The sequence below is a fragment of the Loktanella fryxellensis genome, from assembly GCF_900110065.1.
Classification (GTDB): domain Bacteria; phylum Pseudomonadota; class Alphaproteobacteria; order Rhodobacterales; family Rhodobacteraceae; genus Loktanella; species Loktanella fryxellensis.
On record NZ_FOCI01000010.1, the window covers coordinates 56115 to 75699 of the forward strand.

Sequence of the window (19585 nt, forward strand, 5' to 3'; positions counted from 1 at the left end):
GGTCCGGGGCTGGCCCCGGCCACCGCCGCCGCGCGCGTCCACATAGCCCATGACGAACCGCCCTGCGCGTGCTAGGTGCCACGCCATGACACAGATCCCCTCCAAGACCGACATCCTCGCGTTCATTGCCGACAACCCGACGCAATCGGCCAAGCGCGACATCGCCCGCGCTTTCGGCATCAAGGGTGCGGACCGCGTCCTGCTGAAACAGACATTGCGAGAGATGGCGGCGGAGGGGCACCTCGCGAAACGACGCTCCTCCTACCGCGATGCGGCCAAATTGCCGCCCGTCTCGGTGCTCGAAGTGCTGGAGGCCGACAGCGATGGTGACCTCTATGCCCGTCCGCTGGAATGGAACGACGCCCTGCCGCCGCCGCGCATCCTGATGGCGCTGCGGTCGGGCGATCCGGCGCTGGGCACGGGCGACCGCATTCTGGCGCGGCTGACCGAGACGCCGGGCGAGGCGCACGCCTACATGGCCCGCATGATCCGCCGCATCGGCAGCAATCCGCAGCGCATCCTCGGCATCTTTCGTGCAGGCAGCGAGGGCGGCCGCGTCATGCCCATCGACAAGGGGTCCGACCGCCAGTTCGTCATCAGCGCCGGTGCCACCGGTGGCGCAAAGGACGGCGAGTTGGTTGAGGCGGAACAGACCGGCCCCAAGGGCCGCATGGGCCTGCCCAAGGCGCGGATCGTCACCCGTCTGGGGGACCCCGCCGGGCCCCGTGCCGTCAGCCTGATTGCCATCCATCAGCACGGCATCCCCGACCACTTCCCCGACGCCGTCGTGGCCGAGGCGGACGCGGCCAAGCCCGTGGACATCAAGGGTCGCACCGACCTGCGCGGCCTGCCGCTGCTGACCATCGACCCCGCCGACGCGCGCGACCACGACGACGCTTGCTACGTGGATGCCCATGACGACGGCACGTTCACCATCTGGGTCGCCATCGCCGACGTGGCCCATTATGTGACACCGGGGTCGGAGCTTGATCGCGAGGCGCGGCAGCGCGGCAATTCCACCTATTTCCCCGACCGCGTCGTGCCGATGCTGCCCGACACCCTGTCCGGCGACCTGTGTTCGCTGCACGAAGGCGTGGACCGCCCCTGCATCGCCGTGGCGATGAAGGTGGACGCGGACGGCAACAAGACCGGCCACACGTTCCACCGCGCCATGATGAATTCGGTCGCCTCACTGACCTACGAACAGGCGCAGGCGGCGATGGACGGCACGCCCGATGCGCAGACCGAACCGCTGCTGGAAACGGTCATCACGCCGCTTTACGCCGCCTACGCGGCCCTCGCCCGCGCCCGCGCCGCGCGGCAACCGCTGGACCTCGACCTGCCCGAACGACGGATCGAGCTCGATGACGACGGCAAGGTCACGGCTGTCAACTTCAAGGACCGCCTCGACGCGCACCGACTGATCGAGGAGTTCATGGTCCTCGCCAACGTCTGCGCCGCCGAAACGCTGATCGCGCAAAAGGTGCCGCTGCTGTTCCGCGTGCACGAGGAACCCAGCCCCGAGAAACTCGATGCGCTGCGCGAGGTCGCCGCAGCCTCCGGCCTGACGCTGGCCAAGGGGCAGGTGCTGAAGACGGCGCATCTGAACCGGTTGCTATCGCAGGCCCAAGGGACCGACGCGGACGAGCTCATCAACCTCGCCACGCTGCGCAGCATGACGCAGGCCTACTACAACGCGGACAATTTCGGCCATTTCGGGCTGGCGCTGCGCAACTACGCGCATTTCACCTCGCCGATCCGGCGCTATTCCGACCTGATCGTGCACCGCGCCCTGATCGCCGCCCATGGCTGGGGCCGCGACGGGTTGTCGCCGTGGGACATCGAACACCTGAACGACACGGCCAAGATGATCTCAGACACCGAACGCCGGTCGATGGCGGCGGAACGCGACACGACAGACCGTTACCTCGCCGCGTTCCTGTCAGAACACGTCGGCGCCGAATTCACCGGACGGATCAGCGGCATCGCGCGCTTCGGTGTTTTCGTCAAACTCGACGGGACCGGCGCCGACGGCATGATCCCGATCCGCAATCTGGGGTCCGAGTATTTCCACTACGACGCCGAAACCCAGACCCTGATGGGCGCGGACAGCGGCCAGATCATCGGTCTGGGCCAGCGCGCCACCGTGCGACTGACCGAGGCCACGCCCGTCACCGGCGGCCTGATCGTGGAGTTGCTGGAACTGGACGGGCGCACCCAGCCCAAGGGGCCGACCGCAGGTCGCGGCAAGCCGCCCCGCTTCCGTCAGGGTGCGGCGAAGAAGAAGTCCGCCAGCACCGCGCGCAAGGTCAACCGCATCCGCAAGGCGAAGTGAAGCTGCCTCCGGCGGGAGTATTTGTGGCAAGATGAGGCGACGGTCGGGGGGCGTCTGTTCGGTCAGATCACGGGCAGGGTGGCGCATGCACCCCGCCCATTGTCGATGTTACAGACGCGGACCCAGCTCGGCCACGACCTGTGCATAGACCGCACGCTTGAACGGCACGATCGCATCGACCAGCTGATCCTTCGGTAGCCATTTCCAGGCCGAGAACTCGGGGTGTTTCGTCTGGATGTCGATGTCGCTGTCGGTGCCGTGAAAGCGGAACAGGAACCACTTCTGCTCCTGACCGCGATACTTGCCGCCCCAGGCGCGCCCCACCAGTTCCGGCGGCAGTTCATAGCGGATCAGGCCGCGCGTTTCGGCCTCCAGGCTCACCAGCTTCGACGTGACGCCGGTTTCCTCCCACAACTCGCGCAGTGCTGCGTCCAGCGTCTTTTCGCCGGCGTCCACACCGCCCTGTGGCATCTGCCAGGCATCGCTGTCACGATCCAGGCGTTGACCCACCCAGACATGGCCGCGCGGGTTCGCCAGCATCACGCCGACGCAGGGGCGATAAGGCAGCTGTTCGATTTGGTCGACGGTCATGAAATGGCCTTGCGTGTTCATCGCGGTGGTTCCTTTCGTTGCAGGCCCATCCTGCGCGAAAGCTGCCGCGTTAAGCGATAACAAGACGTGTGTTATGCTGTATCCGGGGCGCAATCCATCGCAGATCGGCCCGGCGCAAACCGATGCATCCCGCCGTGGGACGCCCCGGACCGCGCCATTGATGGACAAAGATCGCGGACCCCCGCCCCTTGACCGGATAGGGCCAGTTCCAGTTCGTCAGGATCACGATGTCATACATCGGATCTGCGCGCCGCAGCACCTCGTGACCAAAGGCATGCGGTGCCCGCACCATCATGTTGTAATCCGGATCGCGAACGTCGTCAGACCACAGATCGGACGGCCCGATGGGCAGCGCCCAGTCGGCGGGCCGCCCCATGCGGTCGCGCCGATACAGCATGCCCACGATGCCGTGCACGCCGCGCGGTGTGGCCCCATCGCCTTCGCACTTGGCGTCGGTCAGCCCGCCGCGCCCGATGGTGCGGGGAAACCGCCGCCCCAGAAACCGCACATGCGTCCGCATGACGACCAGATCGGTTGCCTTCATGCGCCCCTCCTCGCTTTTTGAAAAATACTCCCCCGCGGGAGGCGTCCGCCCCTCACAGCAGATGACCCGACTTCGCGGCCTTCGTGGCCAGATACGCATGGTTGTGGGCATTCTCGCCGACCGCCAGCGGCACCCGTTCGACCACGGCGATGCCAGAGGCCTGCATGCGTGCGATCTTGGCGGGGTTGTTGGTCAGTAGGCGCACGGCGGCAAACCCCATCTGCCGCAGGATCGCGGCCCCGATACGGAAATCCCGTTCGTCGTCGTGAAACCCCAACCGGTGATTCGCCTCGACCGTGTCGAAGCCCTGATCCTGCAGGGCATAGGCGCGCATCTTGTTGGCCAGCCCGATCCCGCGTCCTTCCTGGTTCAGATACAGAAGAATGCCGTGCCCCTCCTGTCCCATCCGCCCGAGTGCCGCGCGGAGTTGCGGTCCGCAGTCGCACTTCAGCGACCCCAGCAGGTCGCCGGTAAAGCAGGCCGAGTGCAGCCGTGCCAGCACGGGGGCATTGCGGTCGGGCTGGCCGATCTCGACGGCGTAGTGCTCCTCTCCGCCATCGGCGGGGCGGAAGACGTGCAGACGCCCTGCCTCGGACACCGACAGGGGCAGGCGGGCGCTGACGATGGATTGCAGGGGCGACAGATCCGTGGCCCGCGCCGCAGCCCCGTCCACCACGGTCAACCCGTGCCGCGCGGCAAAACCTGCCGCGTCGTCCACGGACGCGATGACGGCGGCCGGTAGCAGGCGGGAGGACTTGCACAGGGCGACGGCGGCGCGGGCCAGATCGGCAGGGCCGTCGCGCAGGCCCTGCAGCGGTCCCTTCATCGGGTTGCGCAGATCGCCCGCTGGATCGGCGAGGCCGCGCACCCAGCCCGCATCCGCGTCGCGCGGCATGGCGATGCGTGCGACGTCGCCGTCATAGGCCGCGACCTTCAGCGTGGCCGCGCGCCAGTCGGTGATCGCCATGCAGGCATCCAGACCCAGCATCAGGGCCAGCCGGTCGGCGTTCAGCGTCTCCGCCGCGACCATCACACCTGCACCGGCCACCACCACGGGCACGCCCATGCGCAAGTCGGCCCGCGCCCGCGCCAGTCGTTCGGTGCCATCTGGTGTAAAGCCCATGCGGGTCGCATCCTGTCTGCTTTGTGCCGATCTAGGCGCTGCCGGGTCTAGGCGCTACTGCGCCCGATTGAAACATTCCGCGGGAAATCACACGTCCGTGTGAACCTTTTGCAGCACAACTTGTTGATGTCGTGACTGCAACACATCTGAGATGAGAGCAATCTGGAGGTTGTCATGGCGCAATTGAAGAAGATCCTGCTGGTGGACGACGACACCGACCTGCGCGAGGCGCTGGGCGAGCAGTTGTTGATGACCGAAGATTTCGACGTGTTCGAGGCCGACGACGGCGCAAGCGCCATGACCAAGGCCAAGGAACAGCTGTACGATCTGATCATCCTCGATGTCGGCCTGCCCGACACCGACGGGCGCGAGCTGTGCCGCCTGATGCGCAAACAGGGGGTGAAATGCCCGATCATCATGCTGACGGCGCAGGACAGCGATGCGGACACAATCTATGGCCTCGACGCCGGGGCCAACGACTATGTCAGCAAGCCGTTCAAGTTTCCCGTCCTGCTGGCCCGCATTCGCAGCCAGCTGCGCACGCACGAACAGTCCGAGGACGCGGTGTTCCAGCTGGGGCCGTACACGTTCCGTCCGGCGCAGAAGATGCTGGTGACCGAAGACGACAAGAAGGTGCGGTTGACCGAGAAGGAAACCAACATCCTCAAGTACCTCTATCGGGCCGCCAATGGCGTGGTCGCCCGCGACGTGCTGCTGCACGAGGTCTGGGGATACAACGCCGGTGTGACGACTCACACGCTGGAAACCCACATCTATCGCCTGCGGCAAAAGATCGAGCCGGATCCGTCGCACGCGCGGTTGCTGGTGACGGAACAGGGCGGCTATCGTCTGGTGGCCTGACGCCTTGGGATGACCGGCATTGACCCGTCCCACCGGGCGGGTCATGCCTGCGAAAGCCAACGGCGCGGATGACCCGGCCGGTCGCCCGGAAGCCGCACTAATGACACCCTACACGCCGGCAGCCACCGCCATGGATGCGCAGTCCAACCTGCGCGGCAGCCTCTGGATGATCGCTGCGATGGCATTCTTTGCCTTCGAGGATACGGTTATCAAGACCGCGTCGGCGACCATCCCCGTCGGGCAGGTGCTGATCGTCTTCGGGCTTGGTGGGGCGATCGTGTTCGCCGCCCTCGCCAGGGCCGGGGGGCAGCCGCTGTTCACCCGCGACGTGTTGGCCCCCGCAATGCGCATCCGCGTCGTTTTCGAGGTGACGGGGCGCCTGTTCTATATATTGGCCATCGCGCTGATCCCGCTGTCGGCAGCGACGGTGATCCTGCAGGCGACACCTTTGGTCGTCGTCGCGGGCGCAGCACTGGTTTTCGGCGAACGGGTCGGCTGGCAGCGCTGGGCGGCCATTCCGATCGGATTGTCCGGCGTCCTCTTGATCCTGCAACCCGGCACCGAGAGTTTCACACTGCCGTCCGTGCTGGCCGTGATCGGCATGATCGGTTTCGCCGGGCGCGATCTGGCCAGCCGTGCCGCACCGGCGACGCTGGGCACGCAGGTCCTTGGCTTCTACGGCTTCGTCGCCGTCACCATTGCAGGCACGGCGTTTGCCCTGTGGCAGGGGGCGGCGTTCGTCGTGCCGGGACGGACCGCAGCCGCGTGCCTTGCTGCAGCGGTCGTCGTGGGCGTCGCGGCCTATGCCTGCCTGATGAAGGCGATGCGCACCGGCGATGTGTCTGCCGTCACACCGTTCCGCTATACCCGGCTGCTGTTCGGCGTGGCCCTTGGCGTTCTGATCTTCGACGAGGCGCTGACGCCCGCAACGCTGGCGGGGTCGGGGCTGATCGTGCTGTCGGGCCTGCTCATTCGGCTGCGCAGGCGTGCGGCCTGACCGACAGGTCCACCTTTGCCGGGGGCCGGGACGCGCTATGTCATGCGGCAGCCGACACCAAAGGAGCAATCTGATGACGAAGACCGCAAAAGACTACCTCGACGCCGCGAACGCCGAGATCACACGCATTCCGACCGCTGACGCCATCAAGGCACATGGGTCGGACGACGGTGGCATCTGGATCGACGTGCGCGACAGCGGCGACATTGCCAAGACCGGCACGATCAAGGGCGCAAAGCGCGTACCCCGTGGGTTCATGGAGTTTGCAGCTGATCCCGCGTCGCCCTATCACAAGGATTTCATGCAGCCCGATGCGAAGTATTACCTCGTCTGCGGTGCCGGTGGTCAAGCGGCGCTGGCCGGCAAGACGTTGAAGGAAATGGGCTATACGGACGTGACCAACGTCGGTGGCGTGCCCGACTGGAAAGAGGCCGGCGGCCCGACCGAAGACGCCTAAGCCTCGACCCACATCTGCCAGAGCAGCCGCAACGCAAGCGCCGTTGCGGCTGTCACCAGAACCGGTTTGATCAGCCGCGATCCGACCCGCATCGCCAGTTTCGATCCGACCCAAGCCCCTGCGACCTGTGCGGCGCCCATGGCCAGCCCCACGCCCCACCACGGTGTCGCCACCACCGCATAGGTGGCGATGCCGCCAAGGTTCGAGGCGAAATTCAGCAGTTTCGTATGCGCCGTGGCCCGCAGGACGCCGTAACCCGCCAGCCCCACGAAACCGAGCATGTAGAACGCCCCCGCCCCCGGTCCGATCAGCCCGTCATAGAACGCGACCAGCGGCACCACCGTCAGGGCAAACACACCCGGTGCGATCCGTTGTGCGCGGTCCACGTCGTTCAGTCCAGGTTTCAGCGCAAAGAACAGCGCGATGCCGATCAGCAGGACAGGCAGCCCCAGACGGATCACATCGACCGGCAGCGACGAGGTCAGCAGCGCACCGACCACAGCGGCGCCGAATGCGATCAGCGCCGACCGTCCCTGCGTGCGCAGGTCCACATGACCGCCACGCGCATAGGCGATGGCGGCCATGCCCGCGCCGAACACGCCCTGCACCTTGTTCGTGGCGATGGCCGTCACGGGGGGCGCACCGGCCAGCACCAGCACGGGCAGGGTGATCAGGCCGCCACCACCGGCGATGGAATCGACCACACCGGCGACGAAGGCCGCCAGCATCAGCCACATCAGGACATCGGTGGCAACCTCGAACATCAGGTGACGAAATCGCTGCGGGCATAACCCTGGATGAACAGCAACGCCGTCAGGTCGCCGTGATTGATCCGCACGTCGCATTCCGCCTGCACGGCGAGTTTCGCGTGCAGGGCGACCCCGGTGCCCGCACGTCCCAGCATCCCCAGATCGTTGGCCCCGTCGCCGACGGCCAGAACGTCGCCCACTGACAGGCCCAGCCGCGCCGTGATCTCCTCCAGCGCGTTGACCTTGGCCTGACGGCCCAGGATGGGGCGGCCCACGTCGCCGGTCAGGTGGCCATCCGCCGCTAGCAGCGTGTTGGCACGGTGTTCATCGAACCCCAGCGCCGCCGCGATGCGCGCGGTAAAGGCCGTGAACCCACCAGACACCAGCGCCGCGTGACCGCCATGCGCCTTCATCGTCTGCACCAGCTCGTATCCGCCCGGCATCATCTGGATCCGGGTGTCGAGGACGTGGCCGATGATCGCCTCCGGCAGACCCTTCAGCAGCCCCACCCGCTCGATCAGTGCCGCCTCGAAATCGATCTCGCCGTTCATCGCGCGGGCCGTGATCGCGGCGACATGGGCACCGACGCCCGCCTCGGCGGCCAGTTCGTCGATGCATTCCTGCCGGATCATGGTGCTGTCCATGTCGGCCAGCAGCATCCGCTTGGCGCGACCTTCGGTGGGTTGCACCACAAGATCGACGCCCATCGCCTGCAGGTCGTCCCATGCGGTCCAGCGGGTGTCGGGCAGGGCAGGCATGGCGAAACAGGCGGCCTCGGCCGGCGAAAGCCAGACGGGGGTATCGCCGCCCCAGGCGGCACGCAGGTTGTCCACCAGCGGCGCGGTCAGAAGTCCGGGTGCAGCGATCAGGGTCGTCGTGAACATGGGATGCGGCCTTTGCACGGGATTGCCTTCTGCTAGCCTGTTTGCAGGTCGCGCGAAAGGGCGCGGCGTCGGGACGTCAACCTCTGACCGCCGCCGTGGCCGAAGCTTGACGTATGGTCATCGTACGCTAACTTTTCTCTAGTTGCATCAAGGGGGTGGAATGGCGCATGTCGGTAGGACCGGGCCGTCCGGTGGGTATAACATCGACCAGACCAGATCGCTTGCGACCCCAGTGGACAGGACCGTCATCGCAGCCGCGTCGTCGCCGGCAGATCGTAGGAGTTTGTGCATGTGTTGCCGATTGACAGGGCCGTGTAACCTACAGGCCCACAGGCCGCGCAAATGAACGGCGGGCTCATGATCCTGTTTTCCGGGCAGACCGTGAGCAGTTTCGTCCTGAGACGAGCACTCAAGGATCATGCGCGGCTCAGCATCGAACTCGTGGTGCAGCGTCAGGTGACCTTTGCGGCGGCGCTGATCCTTGCCGGATACTATTACAGCCTGCAGATCGCCACGCTTGCCGGCGTGATGATCGTCATCTCCGAGGCGCTGGATTTCATCCTGTGCCGCCGCATCCTGCAATGGACCGGACGCGATACGGAACAACTGCGCACCTACTATCGCCGCCTGATCATCAGCACGATCCTGAGTGCGGCGATCATCGTGTACTATGCCGTTTCGCTGGCGCTGGTTCAGGGACCCGGGCCGCATTTTATGTCGCTGTTCTTCCTCTTCGCGGCAGCGATCTTTGCAGCGATGAACAACCATCAGGTCCCCATCCTGCTGACGATCCGGCTGATCATCTACGGCATGGCCTTCGTGTTCATCCCCGCCTTCGACATTTGGATGACCGGCGCCGGAATCCGGTCGGAACTGTGGGCGCAGCTGTTCACCGCGCTGTTCGTACTGTATTTCGTCATCGACTGTTCACGGATCCATCTGCGGCTCTATCGCGACAATCTGGTCAAGATGGAGGATCTGACCATCCAGCACGAGCTTGCGCAGGATGCCGTCCGGATCAAGACCGACTTCCTTTCGACCATGAGCCATGAGTTGCGGACGCCTCTGACGTCGATCAAGGGATCGATCGACCTGATCAGTTCCGGCAAGTTCGGGGCGTTGAACGGGCGTATCGTCAAGCTTCTCGACATCTCGCAGCGCAACTGCGCCCGGTTGATCGCGCTGATCGACGAGATCCTCGATTTGCAAAAGATCGACGCGGGCAAGATGGAATTCCACATGCAGCCCGTCGAGGTCACGGCGCTGATCGGGCGGACCGTGGCGCTGACCACGCCCTATGCCGACGCCCTCGGCGTGACGCTGCGGGTGGAAGGAGAGGGCGGCGGCTGGGTGCTGGGCGATCCGGCACGACTGGAACAGGTGCTGACGAACATGCTGTCCAACGCGGCCAAATTCTCGACCTCCGGGGATATGGTCCGCGTCCGGGCCGAGGCGCAGCCGGGGCGCATCCGCATTTGCGTGATCGACGAAGGTGTGGGCCTGTCGGAAAACGACACCGACAAGGTGTTCGACCGGTTCAGCCAGCTTGACGCGTCCGACACGCGCAAGATCGGCGGCACCGGGCTGGGCATGAACATCTCGCGCAAGATCATGGCGGCACATGACGGCGTCATCAGCTATGCCAAGAACACCGGTCCCGGCACGACGTTCTACATGGAACTGGACATCTGCGATCCCGCTGCGTGACGCTGCGGCTCAGGACGCGGCCAGCAGCGCCCTGACCTGATCGCCCAGCGTCAGGGGATCGAACGGTTTCACGATCACGCCGCGCGCGCCGCGCTCGATCATGTCACGGCTTTCGTGGGCCTGGGCGCGGGCGGTCATGAAGATGACCGGCGTGTCGGCGAATCCATCGACCTGACGGATCGCCTCGAGCAGCTGCAGACCGCTCATCTGCGGCATCATCAGGTCGAACACCATGACATCCGGCCGGAACTCGGGCGCCTGACGCAGCGCCTCCGGGCCGTTGTCGCATTGCATGACGTCAAAGCCGCCCGCCATCTCGAACGACATCAGCGCGATCTCGAGGATATCGAGGTCGTCTTCGACATGGAGGAGGCGAATGGTCATGAGACAAGTTTATCCTCTTGTGCCAGACATTTGCAACACGGACACGGCCTGAACCGGTGCATCACGTCGGGACAGGGTGAAACTGACGGATGTGCCCTGACCCTCGACGCTTTCGAGGGCGACCTGTCCACCATGGCTTTCGACGATCGCCTTGACGATGCTCAGACCCAGCCCGGTGCCACCGCCGCGCGCGCGGTTGGATTTGCCCACCTGAGTGAACCGGTCGAACACCCGGTCCAGCGCGTCAGCCGGGATCCCGGCACCGCGATCCACAACGCTGACGCGGTGCCGGTCACCGCCACTGACCAGCACCACGTCGATCTGCGTCCCCCGGGGCGAAAACTTGCAGGCGTTCGAGATCAGGTTCAGTAGCACCTGATGGATGCGCCCGGTATCGAAATCGGCCCATGCCGGGTGCGTATCCGCGCGCAGATTGACAGCCACGTCGAACCGCGCCGCGTAGGTCGCTGTCATCGCGATCGCATCCTGAAGCGTTGCCGTCAGATCGTGGCGCTGCATGTCGTAATCCATGTGACCGGCCTCGAGCTTTTCGAGGTCGAGGATATCGTTCACGATCAGCACCAGCCGGTCGGCATTGCGATAGGCGATGTCCAGCAGACCGCGGGCCTTGTCCGACAGCGGACCAGCCGCGCCGGACTGGATCAGTCCGAGCGCGCCCTTGATCGAGGTCAGCGGCGTGCGCAATTCATGGCTGACGGTGGCCACCAGTTCGTCCTTGGCGCGCGAGACCGCCAGCACTTCGGTCTGGTTGCGCAGGATGACGTACAGGCGGCGCGCCTGCCCCGGCAACTGCGTCACCTGCATGTCCGCCCGGAACGACACGCCGTCATAGTCCGCATCGAACGCGAACTGGTCGATCTCGCCCGCCTCCAGCCTTGCGATCTGGTCGGTGACGGCACCCCGGTCGCAGGCCAGGTCCAACGACGCCATGTCGACGCTGTCCAAAGCGTCGGGTGCCCAGCCGAACAGCGTCATGGCCGCCGCGTTGGCAAAGACGACGCGGTGCGTGCCGGCTGCGACGATGAAGACAGGCTCGCTCAGCAGATGCAGGCTTGCAACCGCGTCCCGGTCGGTTTCGGCCGTCCGCTGATCGCTGGTGTCCGCGTGGATCAGGATCATCCCCGCAAACTGTCCGTGGGCGTCATGCTGGTGGATGCGGGTCGTCTTGGTCCACAGCGACGTGCCCGCGTCCGTGACGACCTGCCGATCGCCGGTCCAGACCGGCATGTCGGCCTGCGCCGCATCATCCCACCCGGGGTAGAAACCGGGGGTCATGCCGATGACGTCAGCCCGTTGATGTCCTGTTGTGCGAACGAAGACGTCGTTGACTGACGTCACGCGGCCTGCGGCATTCGTCGTGACGACCATGGCATGGGCATTCAATGCTGCCAGTGCCGATCTCATATGTTTCAATCCGAGTTCCATGTCAAATCCCAGCCTGATAATTGCCCGGCGCAAGGGATGTTCCGTGGCGCTGTGGCGACCGATCAAATTCGTTGCATGATGGCTAATCATGGTTTGGGGCAAAGTTAAGGCTGTCAGTGGGCGATGCCAGAACCCGGTGCGACCGATGCGATTCGGCGGTCAGATCTGCCGGGTGCGTTGACTGCCATCTGCCCCGGCCCCGGCGTCCGCCGCGACGCGTGGCAGGGTGAAGTGGAACGTGGTGCGGACGCCCGGTTCGCTGTCGAATCCGATGCTGCCGCCCATATGTTCGACCATCTGCCGCGAGATGTTCAACCCAAGGCCGGTGCCGCCGCGCTGGCGGGTATCGGACCCGTCGGCCTGCGAGAATGGGGAAAAGATGCGGTCGCGGAACGCGATGGGCACACCTGGACCCGTATCTGTCACGGCAAAGCGCACCACGTCCGCATCCGCCGTAAGCGCGACCGCGATGGCAGACCCGGCGGGCGCATATTTGCAGGCGTTCGACAGCAGATTGCCAAAGACCTGCGCAAGACGGTTGTCGTCGGCCCAGACTTGCGCCCCGGCGGCACCATCCTCCAGCACGAACGACAAACCGTTGCGCAGCAACAGCGGCTGGTTCTGTTCCAGCGCATCTGCGATCAGACGGCTGGCGTCGTGTGCATCGATCTGGAACTTCATCTGGCCTGCGCTGATCTTTTCCAGATCGAGGATGTCGTTCACCAGCCGGATCAGCCGATCCGTGTTGTTCGCGGCGATGTCGAGCAGGCGCGCGGACGGTGCGGGGACACCGTCCTTGATCGTCATCAGCAGACCCAGCGCGCCCTTGATAGACGTGAGCGGCGTGCGCAATTCGTGGCTGATCGTGGCGATGAATTCGTTCTTGATCTGCTCCGCCTGCTTTTCCTGCGTCACGTCGTTGATCTGGACGATATAGAGCTCGGCCTCCTTGCCCGCGTCGAACACCCACGACACCCTGATCAGGCCCCACCGCAACGTCCCGTCCTTGTGCATGATCCGGTGTTCGCCGCGATAGGTGGCGCCCGGATGGCCATAGAGGTCGGCGATCGCCGTACGGACCGCGTCCCGGTCATCGGCAAGCACCAGCGCGTCGATGTGCTGGCCATGCAGGGCCTGCGCCGTGAGGCCCGTCATAAGCATCAGGGCATCGTTGGACTGCATGACTGTCCCGTCATGGCCGAGGATGGCCGTACCGACGGGCGCGCGCGCGATCACGAGGCGCAGCATATCCTCGCTGTTCGACAGGGCCATCTGCGCCTGGCGCAGGGCGGTGATGTCGGTCTGTGCGCCGATCATGCGCAACGCGCGTCCGTCCGCGTCACGCGCGACGACGACCGCATCCGACCGCATCCAGCGCCATTCGTTGCCCGGGAACAGCACGCGGAACTCCGACGTGGACCGCGGACTGTCGCCGCGCAGGGCCGCCCGGTCGGAGGCGCGCAGCACGGGAAGATCCTCTGGGTGCACGCGGGACATGAAATGCGATTGCATGTCGAGGTCGGGATCGTCCGGGACCGCCAGCAGGTTGCGCCAGGTTGCGGACACCACCGGCGTGTTCGTGGTCAGGTCCACGTCGAACACGCCGATCTCGGCGCCTTGCAGCGCAAGGCTCCAGCGTTCCTCCATGTCCGACAGGGCCTGACGCGACTGCGTCTCGGCGGTCACGTCGCGCAGCAGCACGGACTGCCGCGGCGATCCGTCAGACCGGTGCCACAGGTTGCGCTGCACCTCGATCCGGCGTTGCTGCGGACCGGTCCCCAGGGTGGCATGCCGCAGATCGGCCACGGTGTCGTCGGCCTCGTCCATGGTCAGGAAGGCATCGAACGGACGCCCCAGCACATCGTCGCGCGGCAGGCGGAGGATGGCGGCCGCGGCGGGGTTCGCATCGACGACCCGCCCGGTCGCATCCAGCAGGATGACGCCGAAGACCGAATTCTTGATGACCGATCGGTTCTGTTTCACGCGGTCCGACAGCGCCTCTGTCTTGGCCGCGACAAGGGCGTCGATCTCGGTTTCGCGATTGGCGAAGGATGTGATCGACCGCAGCGCGACCAGCGTCGCGGAGAGGCCGCCGAACACGATCAGCCACGGCAGCGGCGATCTGTTCAGCGCATCGAACCTGGGCGTGCTGACCCATGTCATCGTCCATGTCCGTCCCAGGACATCCATGGATTCGGTCACCGTAAAGTCGGACCCGGCCTGCGCCGCGGCGCTGCTGTACAGCAGCTGTCCGGCATCCATCACGCTGACGTCGAACAGGTCGGATTGGCTTGCCGTCAGTTCCGACAGGGCCTGTGCGGTAAAGAAAGGCATGTAGACCCAGCCCACATGCGTGTCACGGCGCGATGCAGTGTCGGACGGCACACTGCCGGTGCTGTAGATCGGGCGCAGGATCAGGCCGCCGGGTTCGTCCCGGTCACCCTGCACGAGGTTGATCGGTCCGGTCAGTCGCACGGTCCCGGTATCCCGGGAGGTCAGCGCCGCCATCCGACGGTTGTCCTCGAACGCGATGTCGAGCCCGCGCGCGGCGGCATTCGTCGCGATCGGCGCGATGTAGCGGATGATGAACTTCTCAATGCGGTCCGTCTCGGGGCGCACGATCAGATCGGCCTCTCCCGCAGCGCGGGCCTGTGCACGCAGGCGGTCCAGACCGGCGCTATCGGTCGGCAGGATCAGCCCCAGACCCAGAACGCCGGGCAACGACTGCTGGATCTGGAGCGTATCGACATAGGTTTCCCATTCGGCCTCGGTGACGACCTCGGCGGACTGCATCAGGGCAGCAAGGGCATCGAGGCTTTGGACATAGCTTTGAATCCGCACGCTGAGAGCGCTGCCGCTGTCGGTCACGACGGACTGGAAGGCAGAGCGGCTGCGGTTCAGGTCCACATGCCGGGCATAGGCGGCGATGGCAAAGGTCAGGCCCAGACACAGTGCCGCGAACAGGATGCGGATGATCGGGCGCGACAGGAACTGGACCATGCGGGACACATTCTACCGGAAAAACGATGGAGGACGGACGTGTTTCAGCCATAGCGTCAACCATGGTGTAAGCGACAGGAAAATCGGGTGCCGCCGGGCGCTGGCCCGCCTATGCGCAGGGCGTGCAAGTCCCGCGGGCTTCAGCCCGGACAACGCCGAAACACCCGCTTTTCGCCCAAGTCCGACCACATTTGCCACGCAAGTCTTATAGACAGATAAAAAACCATCTGCGCCTGCCGTTGTGCACGGGTCGGCGCAGTCCTTGGTCAGAAAGGCCGGCATCATGTTCATCTTGGCCGTCGATGACGACCCCTTCATCCTCGAGTTGCTAAGTGAGATCATCGACCACATCGGGGGCCACACACTCGTGACCGCGGCGTCGGGTTCCAAGGCGCTGGACATCCTGCACGACGACGACTCCTTTGATTGCATCATGCTGGACATCCAGATGCCCGACATGGACGGCATCGAGGTGTGCCGTGCCCTGCGCCAGATCCCGGGCTACGAAGTGGCGCCGGTCCTGATGCTGACCGCGATGTCGGAAAAGAGCTATATCGACAGCGCATTCCTCGCGGGGGCCACCGACTATCTTAACAAGCCGTTCGAGATCACGGAATTGCGCGTGAGATTGGGTGTGCTGGAGGAGCTTGTCGCGGCGCGGACACGTCAGGGTGCCACGCTGGTGGCCACGCCGTCCGGCGCGCGCACCGTGACGTCGGACCACCCGATGTCGATCTATCGCCCGTTCGAGATCCACGACATCGCCGGGATCGTCGATGCGGTCGCACTGGAAAACTACGTCGCGAAGCTGAGCCGTGCGCGGCTGTTCGGATCGAGCGTGTTCGCCGTCTCTGTCCGGCGCGTCGAACAGCTGTTTCACCAGATGTCGCCGTTCGATTTCCAGTGCATGATCGTCGATGTCGCCGAGGCGCTGGCCGACACGATGGCGGCCCACGCCTTCATCGGGGCCTATGCGGGCAACGGAACCTTCGTCTGCGTGGTCGAGGGTGCGCGCCTGCCCGATTTCGAGCGGTTCACCGACCAGTTGAATCTGGCGATCCACAGGCTCGAGATGCACAGCAGCAAGGGTGCACGGCTGCATGTCCGCGTCAGCACGGGCAATGCCATGCGAATCATGTGGCGGTCGGGTGCGACGGCGCTGGACGCCCTGTCGCAGGCCGTCACCGCCGCAGAGGCCGAGGCGCAGCGCGCCGAACGTGATCTGGACGACTTCTGGTATCTCGGCGCATCCGCATGACACGGACTGCGGGCAGCGACGCGGATTTCGACGCAGGCATGCTGCGGCTGAAACAGCGTTTCTTGCAGCATCACTTCGAGCGTCACGAACAGCTCGAGGCCTTGCTGGAGGACTGGCGTCGCGGTGAGGATGCCGGGTCCGGACCGGGCATCGCGGAGGCGGTCCTGCACAAGATCGCGGGTGCCGCAGGCTCGCTTGGACTTCAGACTCTGGGCGATGCGGCGTTCGTCGCGGAACGCCATCTGCGCGATCAGCGGCGATCGGACCGGATCGATCTGACCGCTGCGGCCAATGTGCTGGATGCCTTCCTCGAGGTGTCGCTGCAGGTCTGTCGTGACGACCGCACGGCATCGGCATACCCCATGACGGACCGGTCAGTCGGCTGCGCAGGTCGGTGATCGGTGCGACGCCGGGGGGTGCCCGGCCCTGCCGTTCAGCGCTTTCTTGCCGTGTATTCGCTGCACAGCGCGCACATGACATCTTCCGCTAGGTCAGGCATTGCAATTTCGCACAACATTGGTGTGAGATTGCAACACAGCGATTCAAGTCGCGATGAAATTGACCTGACAGGGAGAACAGTCATGCAGATGACCAGAATGCTTGCGACCACGGCCATGGCGCTGGGTCTGGCTGCGACGGCACAGGCGGCCACCGTGCCCGCCGGCACGACGCTGGCCGACGACCAGACCTATACCTTCTGGCTGCTGGACGCGATCAAGTCGATGGACCCGCAGATCAACACCGACGTCGAAGGGTCCGACGTGCTGCGCAACCTGTTCGAAGGCCTCTACAACGAGGACGGCAACGGCGAACTGGTCCCCGGCGTGGCGCTGGACCACACCGTGTCTGACGGCGGCCTGACCTACACCTTCAACCTCCGCGACGATGCGCAATGGTCCGACGGCACGCCCGTCACGGCCAACGATTTCGTCTATGGCTGGCAGCGTCTGGCGGATCCGGCGAACGCATCCGAATACGCCTGGTACATGGAACTGATGCAGGTCGCGAACGCGCCGCAGGTGGTCGCCGGTGAAATGCCCGTGGATCAGCTTGGGATCCGCGCCGTGGACGACACCACGCTTGAGGTGACGATCACTACGCCGCTGCCGTATTTCCCGCAGATGCTGGTCCACGCCTCGACCTTTCCGGTCAAGCAGTCGGTCGTCGAAGAGTTCGGCGACAACTGGACCCAGGCCGGCAATCTGGTCGGCAACGGCGCCTATACGCTGGTCGAACACCAGCTGGGCGAGCGCGTCATGATGGAAAAGAACGACACCTATTGGGACGCCGAAAACACGGTGATCGCGCAGCTGACCGCGCTGACGATCAACGACAGCAATCAGGCCCTGACCCGCTATCTGGCAGGCGAGCTGGACCGCGTGGACATTCCCGCCGGTCAGTATCCCCGTCTGGCCGAGGAATACCCCGATCAGGCGAAATCCACGCCCTACAACTGTTCCTACATCTACATGCTGAACGTCGGCGAAAAGGGCCCGGAGGCGCTGAAGGACGTGCGCGTCCGTCAGGCGATGGCCTATGCCGTCGACCGCGACATCATCGTGGACCGCATCCTGCAGGGCGGCCAGCGTCCCGCCTACAACTGGACCCACTGGGCGATTTCCGATTTCGAGCGTCCGGCCCTGCCGTGGGCGGACGAGATGGATCAAGCCCAGCGCATCGAGGCAGCAACGGCCCTGATGACCGAGGCGGGCTATGGTCCCGACAACCCGCTGGACCTGCGTCTGCAGTACAATACGTCGGACGATCACGAAAAGATCGCCATCGCGGCCTCGCAGATGCTGAAGGCGATCGGCATCAACATCACGCTCGACAACTACGAATGGACGATCCACACGGACCGTCTGCAGAACCAGGACTTCGACATGGCGCGCTATGCCTGGTGCGGCGACTACAACGAGGCGTCGACCTACCTCGACCTGATGACCTCCTATTCGGGTCACAACAATGGCGAGTGGTTCAACGACGAATACGATCAGGTGATGGCTGATTCCAAGCAGGCCGAGGATCCCCAGCCGCTGTATCAGCAGGCCGAAGGCATCCTCGCGGCCGAAATGCCGATCATCCCGATCTATCACTATGCCAACGTGGACATGATCTCGGCGGACATTCAGGGTCTGCCGGACAACAACGTCAACAACACGTGGTATGGCAAGGATCTGTATCGCGTCGCGCAGTAAGCGCACGCGATCAGGGGCGCGGGGGCATCCGACCGGATGTCCCCGCGCCCTTTCCATTTGCACCACCCAGCCCATTTCAAGTTCAGCTTTAGCCCGGAAGGACCGGCTGTTGTTTACCTATTCCCTCAAGCGTCTGGCCATCGCGATCCCCACGCTGCTGGTGCTGATCGTGGTGTCGTTCATGCTGATGCACGCAGCCCCCGGTGGTCCGTTCACGTCGGAGCGTGAGATTCCGCCGGACGTGCTGGCCAACCTGAATGCGAAATACGGGTTGGATCAGCCGCTGTGGCGGCAGATCCTGTCCTACGTCTGGGGCATCGTCACGCAGTTCGATTTCGGGCCAAGCTTCGTCTACAAGGACCGGACGGTGAACCAGATCATCGCGCAGGGCTTTCCGATCACGCTGACCTATGGCCTGATCTCTTTCGCGCTGGCGGTGATCGTCGGCGTGTCGCTGGGCGTCGCCGCAGCCGTGCGGCACAACACATGGCTCGACTACATCGCCGTGGGCACGTCCATCGGCGCGCAGGTGCTGCCGAACTTCGTCATGGCGCCGATCCTCGTGCTCGTGTTCACGCTGTGGCTGGGCTGGTTGCCGGGCGGCGGCTGGCAGGGGCCGGAATACTGGATCATGCCGGTGATCGCGCTGTCCACGTCCTTCATGGCCTCCATCGCGCGGATCACCCGGTCGTCGATGCTCGAGGTGTTGACGTCCAACCACATCCGCACCGCGCGGGCCAAGGGGCTGCCGGAACGCCGCGTGATTCTGCGCCACGCGCTGAAACCCGCGATGCTGCCCGTGATCTCGTACCTTGGACCGGCGTTCGTCGCGATGATCACCGGGTCGGTGGTCGTGGACATCTATTTCTCCACCGGCGGTATCGGCAAGGCCTTCGTCGACAGTGCGCTGAACCGCGATTACGCGGTGATGATGGGCGTCACGATCCTCGTTGGCGCGCTGACGATCTTCTTCAACCTCGTGGTCGATATCCTGTACGGATGGATCGACCCCAAGATCAGGTATTGATCC

At 64.9% G+C, this 19585-nt stretch carries 17 protein-coding genes; 9 read left to right on the forward strand and 8 right to left on the reverse strand.

The features are described from left to right. Positions 1 to 85 precede the first annotated feature (85 nt). Positions 86 to 2335: a ribonuclease R gene (rnr, locus tag BMX16_RS09410; protein ID WP_089902246.1), complete on the forward strand. Its 2250-nt coding sequence runs from the start codon at positions 86 to 88 to the stop codon at positions 2333 to 2335. Positions 2336 to 2443: 108 nt separating this feature from the next. On the opposite strand, the gene BMX16_RS09415 is transcribed toward rnr, so the two are convergent. Genes BMX16_RS09415 through ribA form a run of 3 tightly spaced genes read right to left on the reverse strand, consistent with a single transcriptional unit; the run spans position 2444 to position 4614 of the window. Next, positions 2444 to 2947, reverse strand: coding sequence for an RNA pyrophosphohydrolase (locus BMX16_RS09415; RefSeq protein ID WP_245731460.1), 504 nt, complete (start codon positions 2945 to 2947; stop codon positions 2444 to 2446). A gap of 49 nt (positions 2948 to 2996) precedes the next feature. After that, complete coding sequence (locus BMX16_RS09420; protein ID WP_089902249.1) at positions 2997 to 3491, reverse strand: L,D-transpeptidase family protein; 495 nt, start codon at positions 3489 to 3491, stop codon at positions 2997 to 2999. A gap of 52 nt (positions 3492 to 3543) precedes the next feature. Beyond that, the gene (ribA, locus tag BMX16_RS09425; RefSeq protein WP_089902251.1) at positions 3544 to 4614 is read right to left on the reverse strand and encodes a GTP cyclohydrolase II; all 1071 of its coding nucleotides are present in this window, start codon (positions 4612 to 4614) and stop codon (positions 3544 to 3546) included. A gap of 174 nt (positions 4615 to 4788) precedes the next feature. Between ribA and BMX16_RS09430 the strand changes: the two genes are divergently transcribed. The 3 genes from BMX16_RS09430 to BMX16_RS09440 all read left to right on the forward strand — a co-directional run bounded on the left by BMX16_RS09430 (position 4789) and on the right by BMX16_RS09440 (position 6929). Further along, positions 4789 to 5475: a response regulator transcription factor gene (locus BMX16_RS09430; protein WP_089902254.1), complete on the forward strand. Its 687-nt coding sequence runs from the start codon at positions 4789 to 4791 to the stop codon at positions 5473 to 5475. 130 nt (positions 5476 to 5605) lie between these two features. Further along, on the forward strand, positions 5606 to 6472 hold the full coding sequence (locus BMX16_RS09435; protein ID WP_218139864.1) for a DMT family transporter: 867 nt from the start codon (positions 5606 to 5608) through the stop codon (positions 6470 to 6472). A gap of 73 nt (positions 6473 to 6545) precedes the next feature. After that, on the forward strand, positions 6546 to 6929 hold the full coding sequence (locus BMX16_RS09440) for a rhodanese-like domain-containing protein (protein ID WP_089902256.1): 384 nt from the start codon (positions 6546 to 6548) through the stop codon (positions 6927 to 6929). Here BMX16_RS09440 and BMX16_RS09445 read toward each other — a convergent pair. Then, positions 6926 to 7693 (reverse strand): TSUP family transporter, encoded by a 768-nt coding sequence (locus BMX16_RS09445; protein ID WP_089902259.1) that lies wholly within the window; start codon positions 7691 to 7693, stop codon positions 6926 to 6928. The genes BMX16_RS09440 and BMX16_RS09445 overlap by 4 nt on opposite strands. After that, positions 7693 to 8562, reverse strand: coding sequence for a phosphoserine phosphatase SerB (gene serB, locus BMX16_RS09450; protein WP_089902262.1), 870 nt, complete (start codon positions 8560 to 8562; stop codon positions 7693 to 7695). The genes BMX16_RS09445 and serB overlap by 1 nt, the downstream gene beginning before the upstream one ends. A gap of 357 nt (positions 8563 to 8919) precedes the next feature. Between serB and BMX16_RS09455 the strand changes: the two genes are divergently transcribed. Beyond that, entirely contained in the window at positions 8920 to 10269 is a 1350-nt protein-coding gene (locus BMX16_RS09455) for a sensor histidine kinase (RefSeq protein ID WP_177174622.1), read from the forward strand. A 9-nt stretch (positions 10270 to 10278) separates the two neighbouring features. On the opposite strand, the gene BMX16_RS09460 is transcribed toward BMX16_RS09455, so the two are convergent. From BMX16_RS09460 to BMX16_RS09470, 3 genes are all read right to left on the reverse strand, one after another. Then, a complete protein-coding gene (locus tag BMX16_RS09460; RefSeq protein WP_089902268.1) occupies positions 10279 to 10653 on the reverse strand; it encodes a response regulator in 375 nt (124 codons plus the stop codon). Between the two features lie 9 nt (positions 10654 to 10662). Further along, complete coding sequence (locus tag BMX16_RS09465) at positions 10663 to 12078, reverse strand: PAS domain-containing sensor histidine kinase (RefSeq protein WP_245731461.1); 1416 nt, start codon at positions 12076 to 12078, stop codon at positions 10663 to 10665. 180 nt (positions 12079 to 12258) lie between these two features. Further along, positions 12259 to 15099: a CHASE domain-containing protein gene (locus tag BMX16_RS09470; protein ID WP_089902274.1), complete on the reverse strand. Its 2841-nt coding sequence runs from the start codon at positions 15097 to 15099 to the stop codon at positions 12259 to 12261. 283 nt (positions 15100 to 15382) lie between these two features. Here BMX16_RS09470 and BMX16_RS09475 point away from each other — a divergent pair, with 283 nt between their 5' ends. The 4 genes from BMX16_RS09475 (at position 15383) to oppB (ending at position 19582) form a co-directional block, all read left to right on the forward strand. Continuing rightward, entirely contained in the window at positions 15383 to 16357 is a 975-nt protein-coding gene (locus BMX16_RS09475) for a response regulator (protein ID WP_089902279.1), read from the forward strand. After that, complete coding sequence (locus BMX16_RS09480; RefSeq protein ID WP_089902282.1) at positions 16354 to 16755, forward strand: Hpt domain-containing protein; 402 nt, start codon at positions 16354 to 16356, stop codon at positions 16753 to 16755. The genes BMX16_RS09475 and BMX16_RS09480 overlap by 4 nt, the downstream gene beginning before the upstream one ends. Positions 16756 to 16944: 189 nt before the next feature. Beyond that, complete coding sequence (locus BMX16_RS09485; protein WP_425434018.1) at positions 16945 to 18555, forward strand: peptide ABC transporter substrate-binding protein; 1611 nt, start codon at positions 16945 to 16947, stop codon at positions 18553 to 18555. A 109-nt stretch (positions 18556 to 18664) separates the two neighbouring features. Further along, positions 18665 to 19582 carry an oligopeptide ABC transporter permease OppB gene (oppB, locus tag BMX16_RS09490; protein WP_089902288.1) on the forward strand — a complete coding sequence of 306 codons (918 nt, stop codon included), beginning with the start codon at positions 18665 to 18667 and terminating at the stop codon, positions 19580 to 19582. The last annotated feature ends 3 nt before the right edge of the window (positions 19583 to 19585 follow it).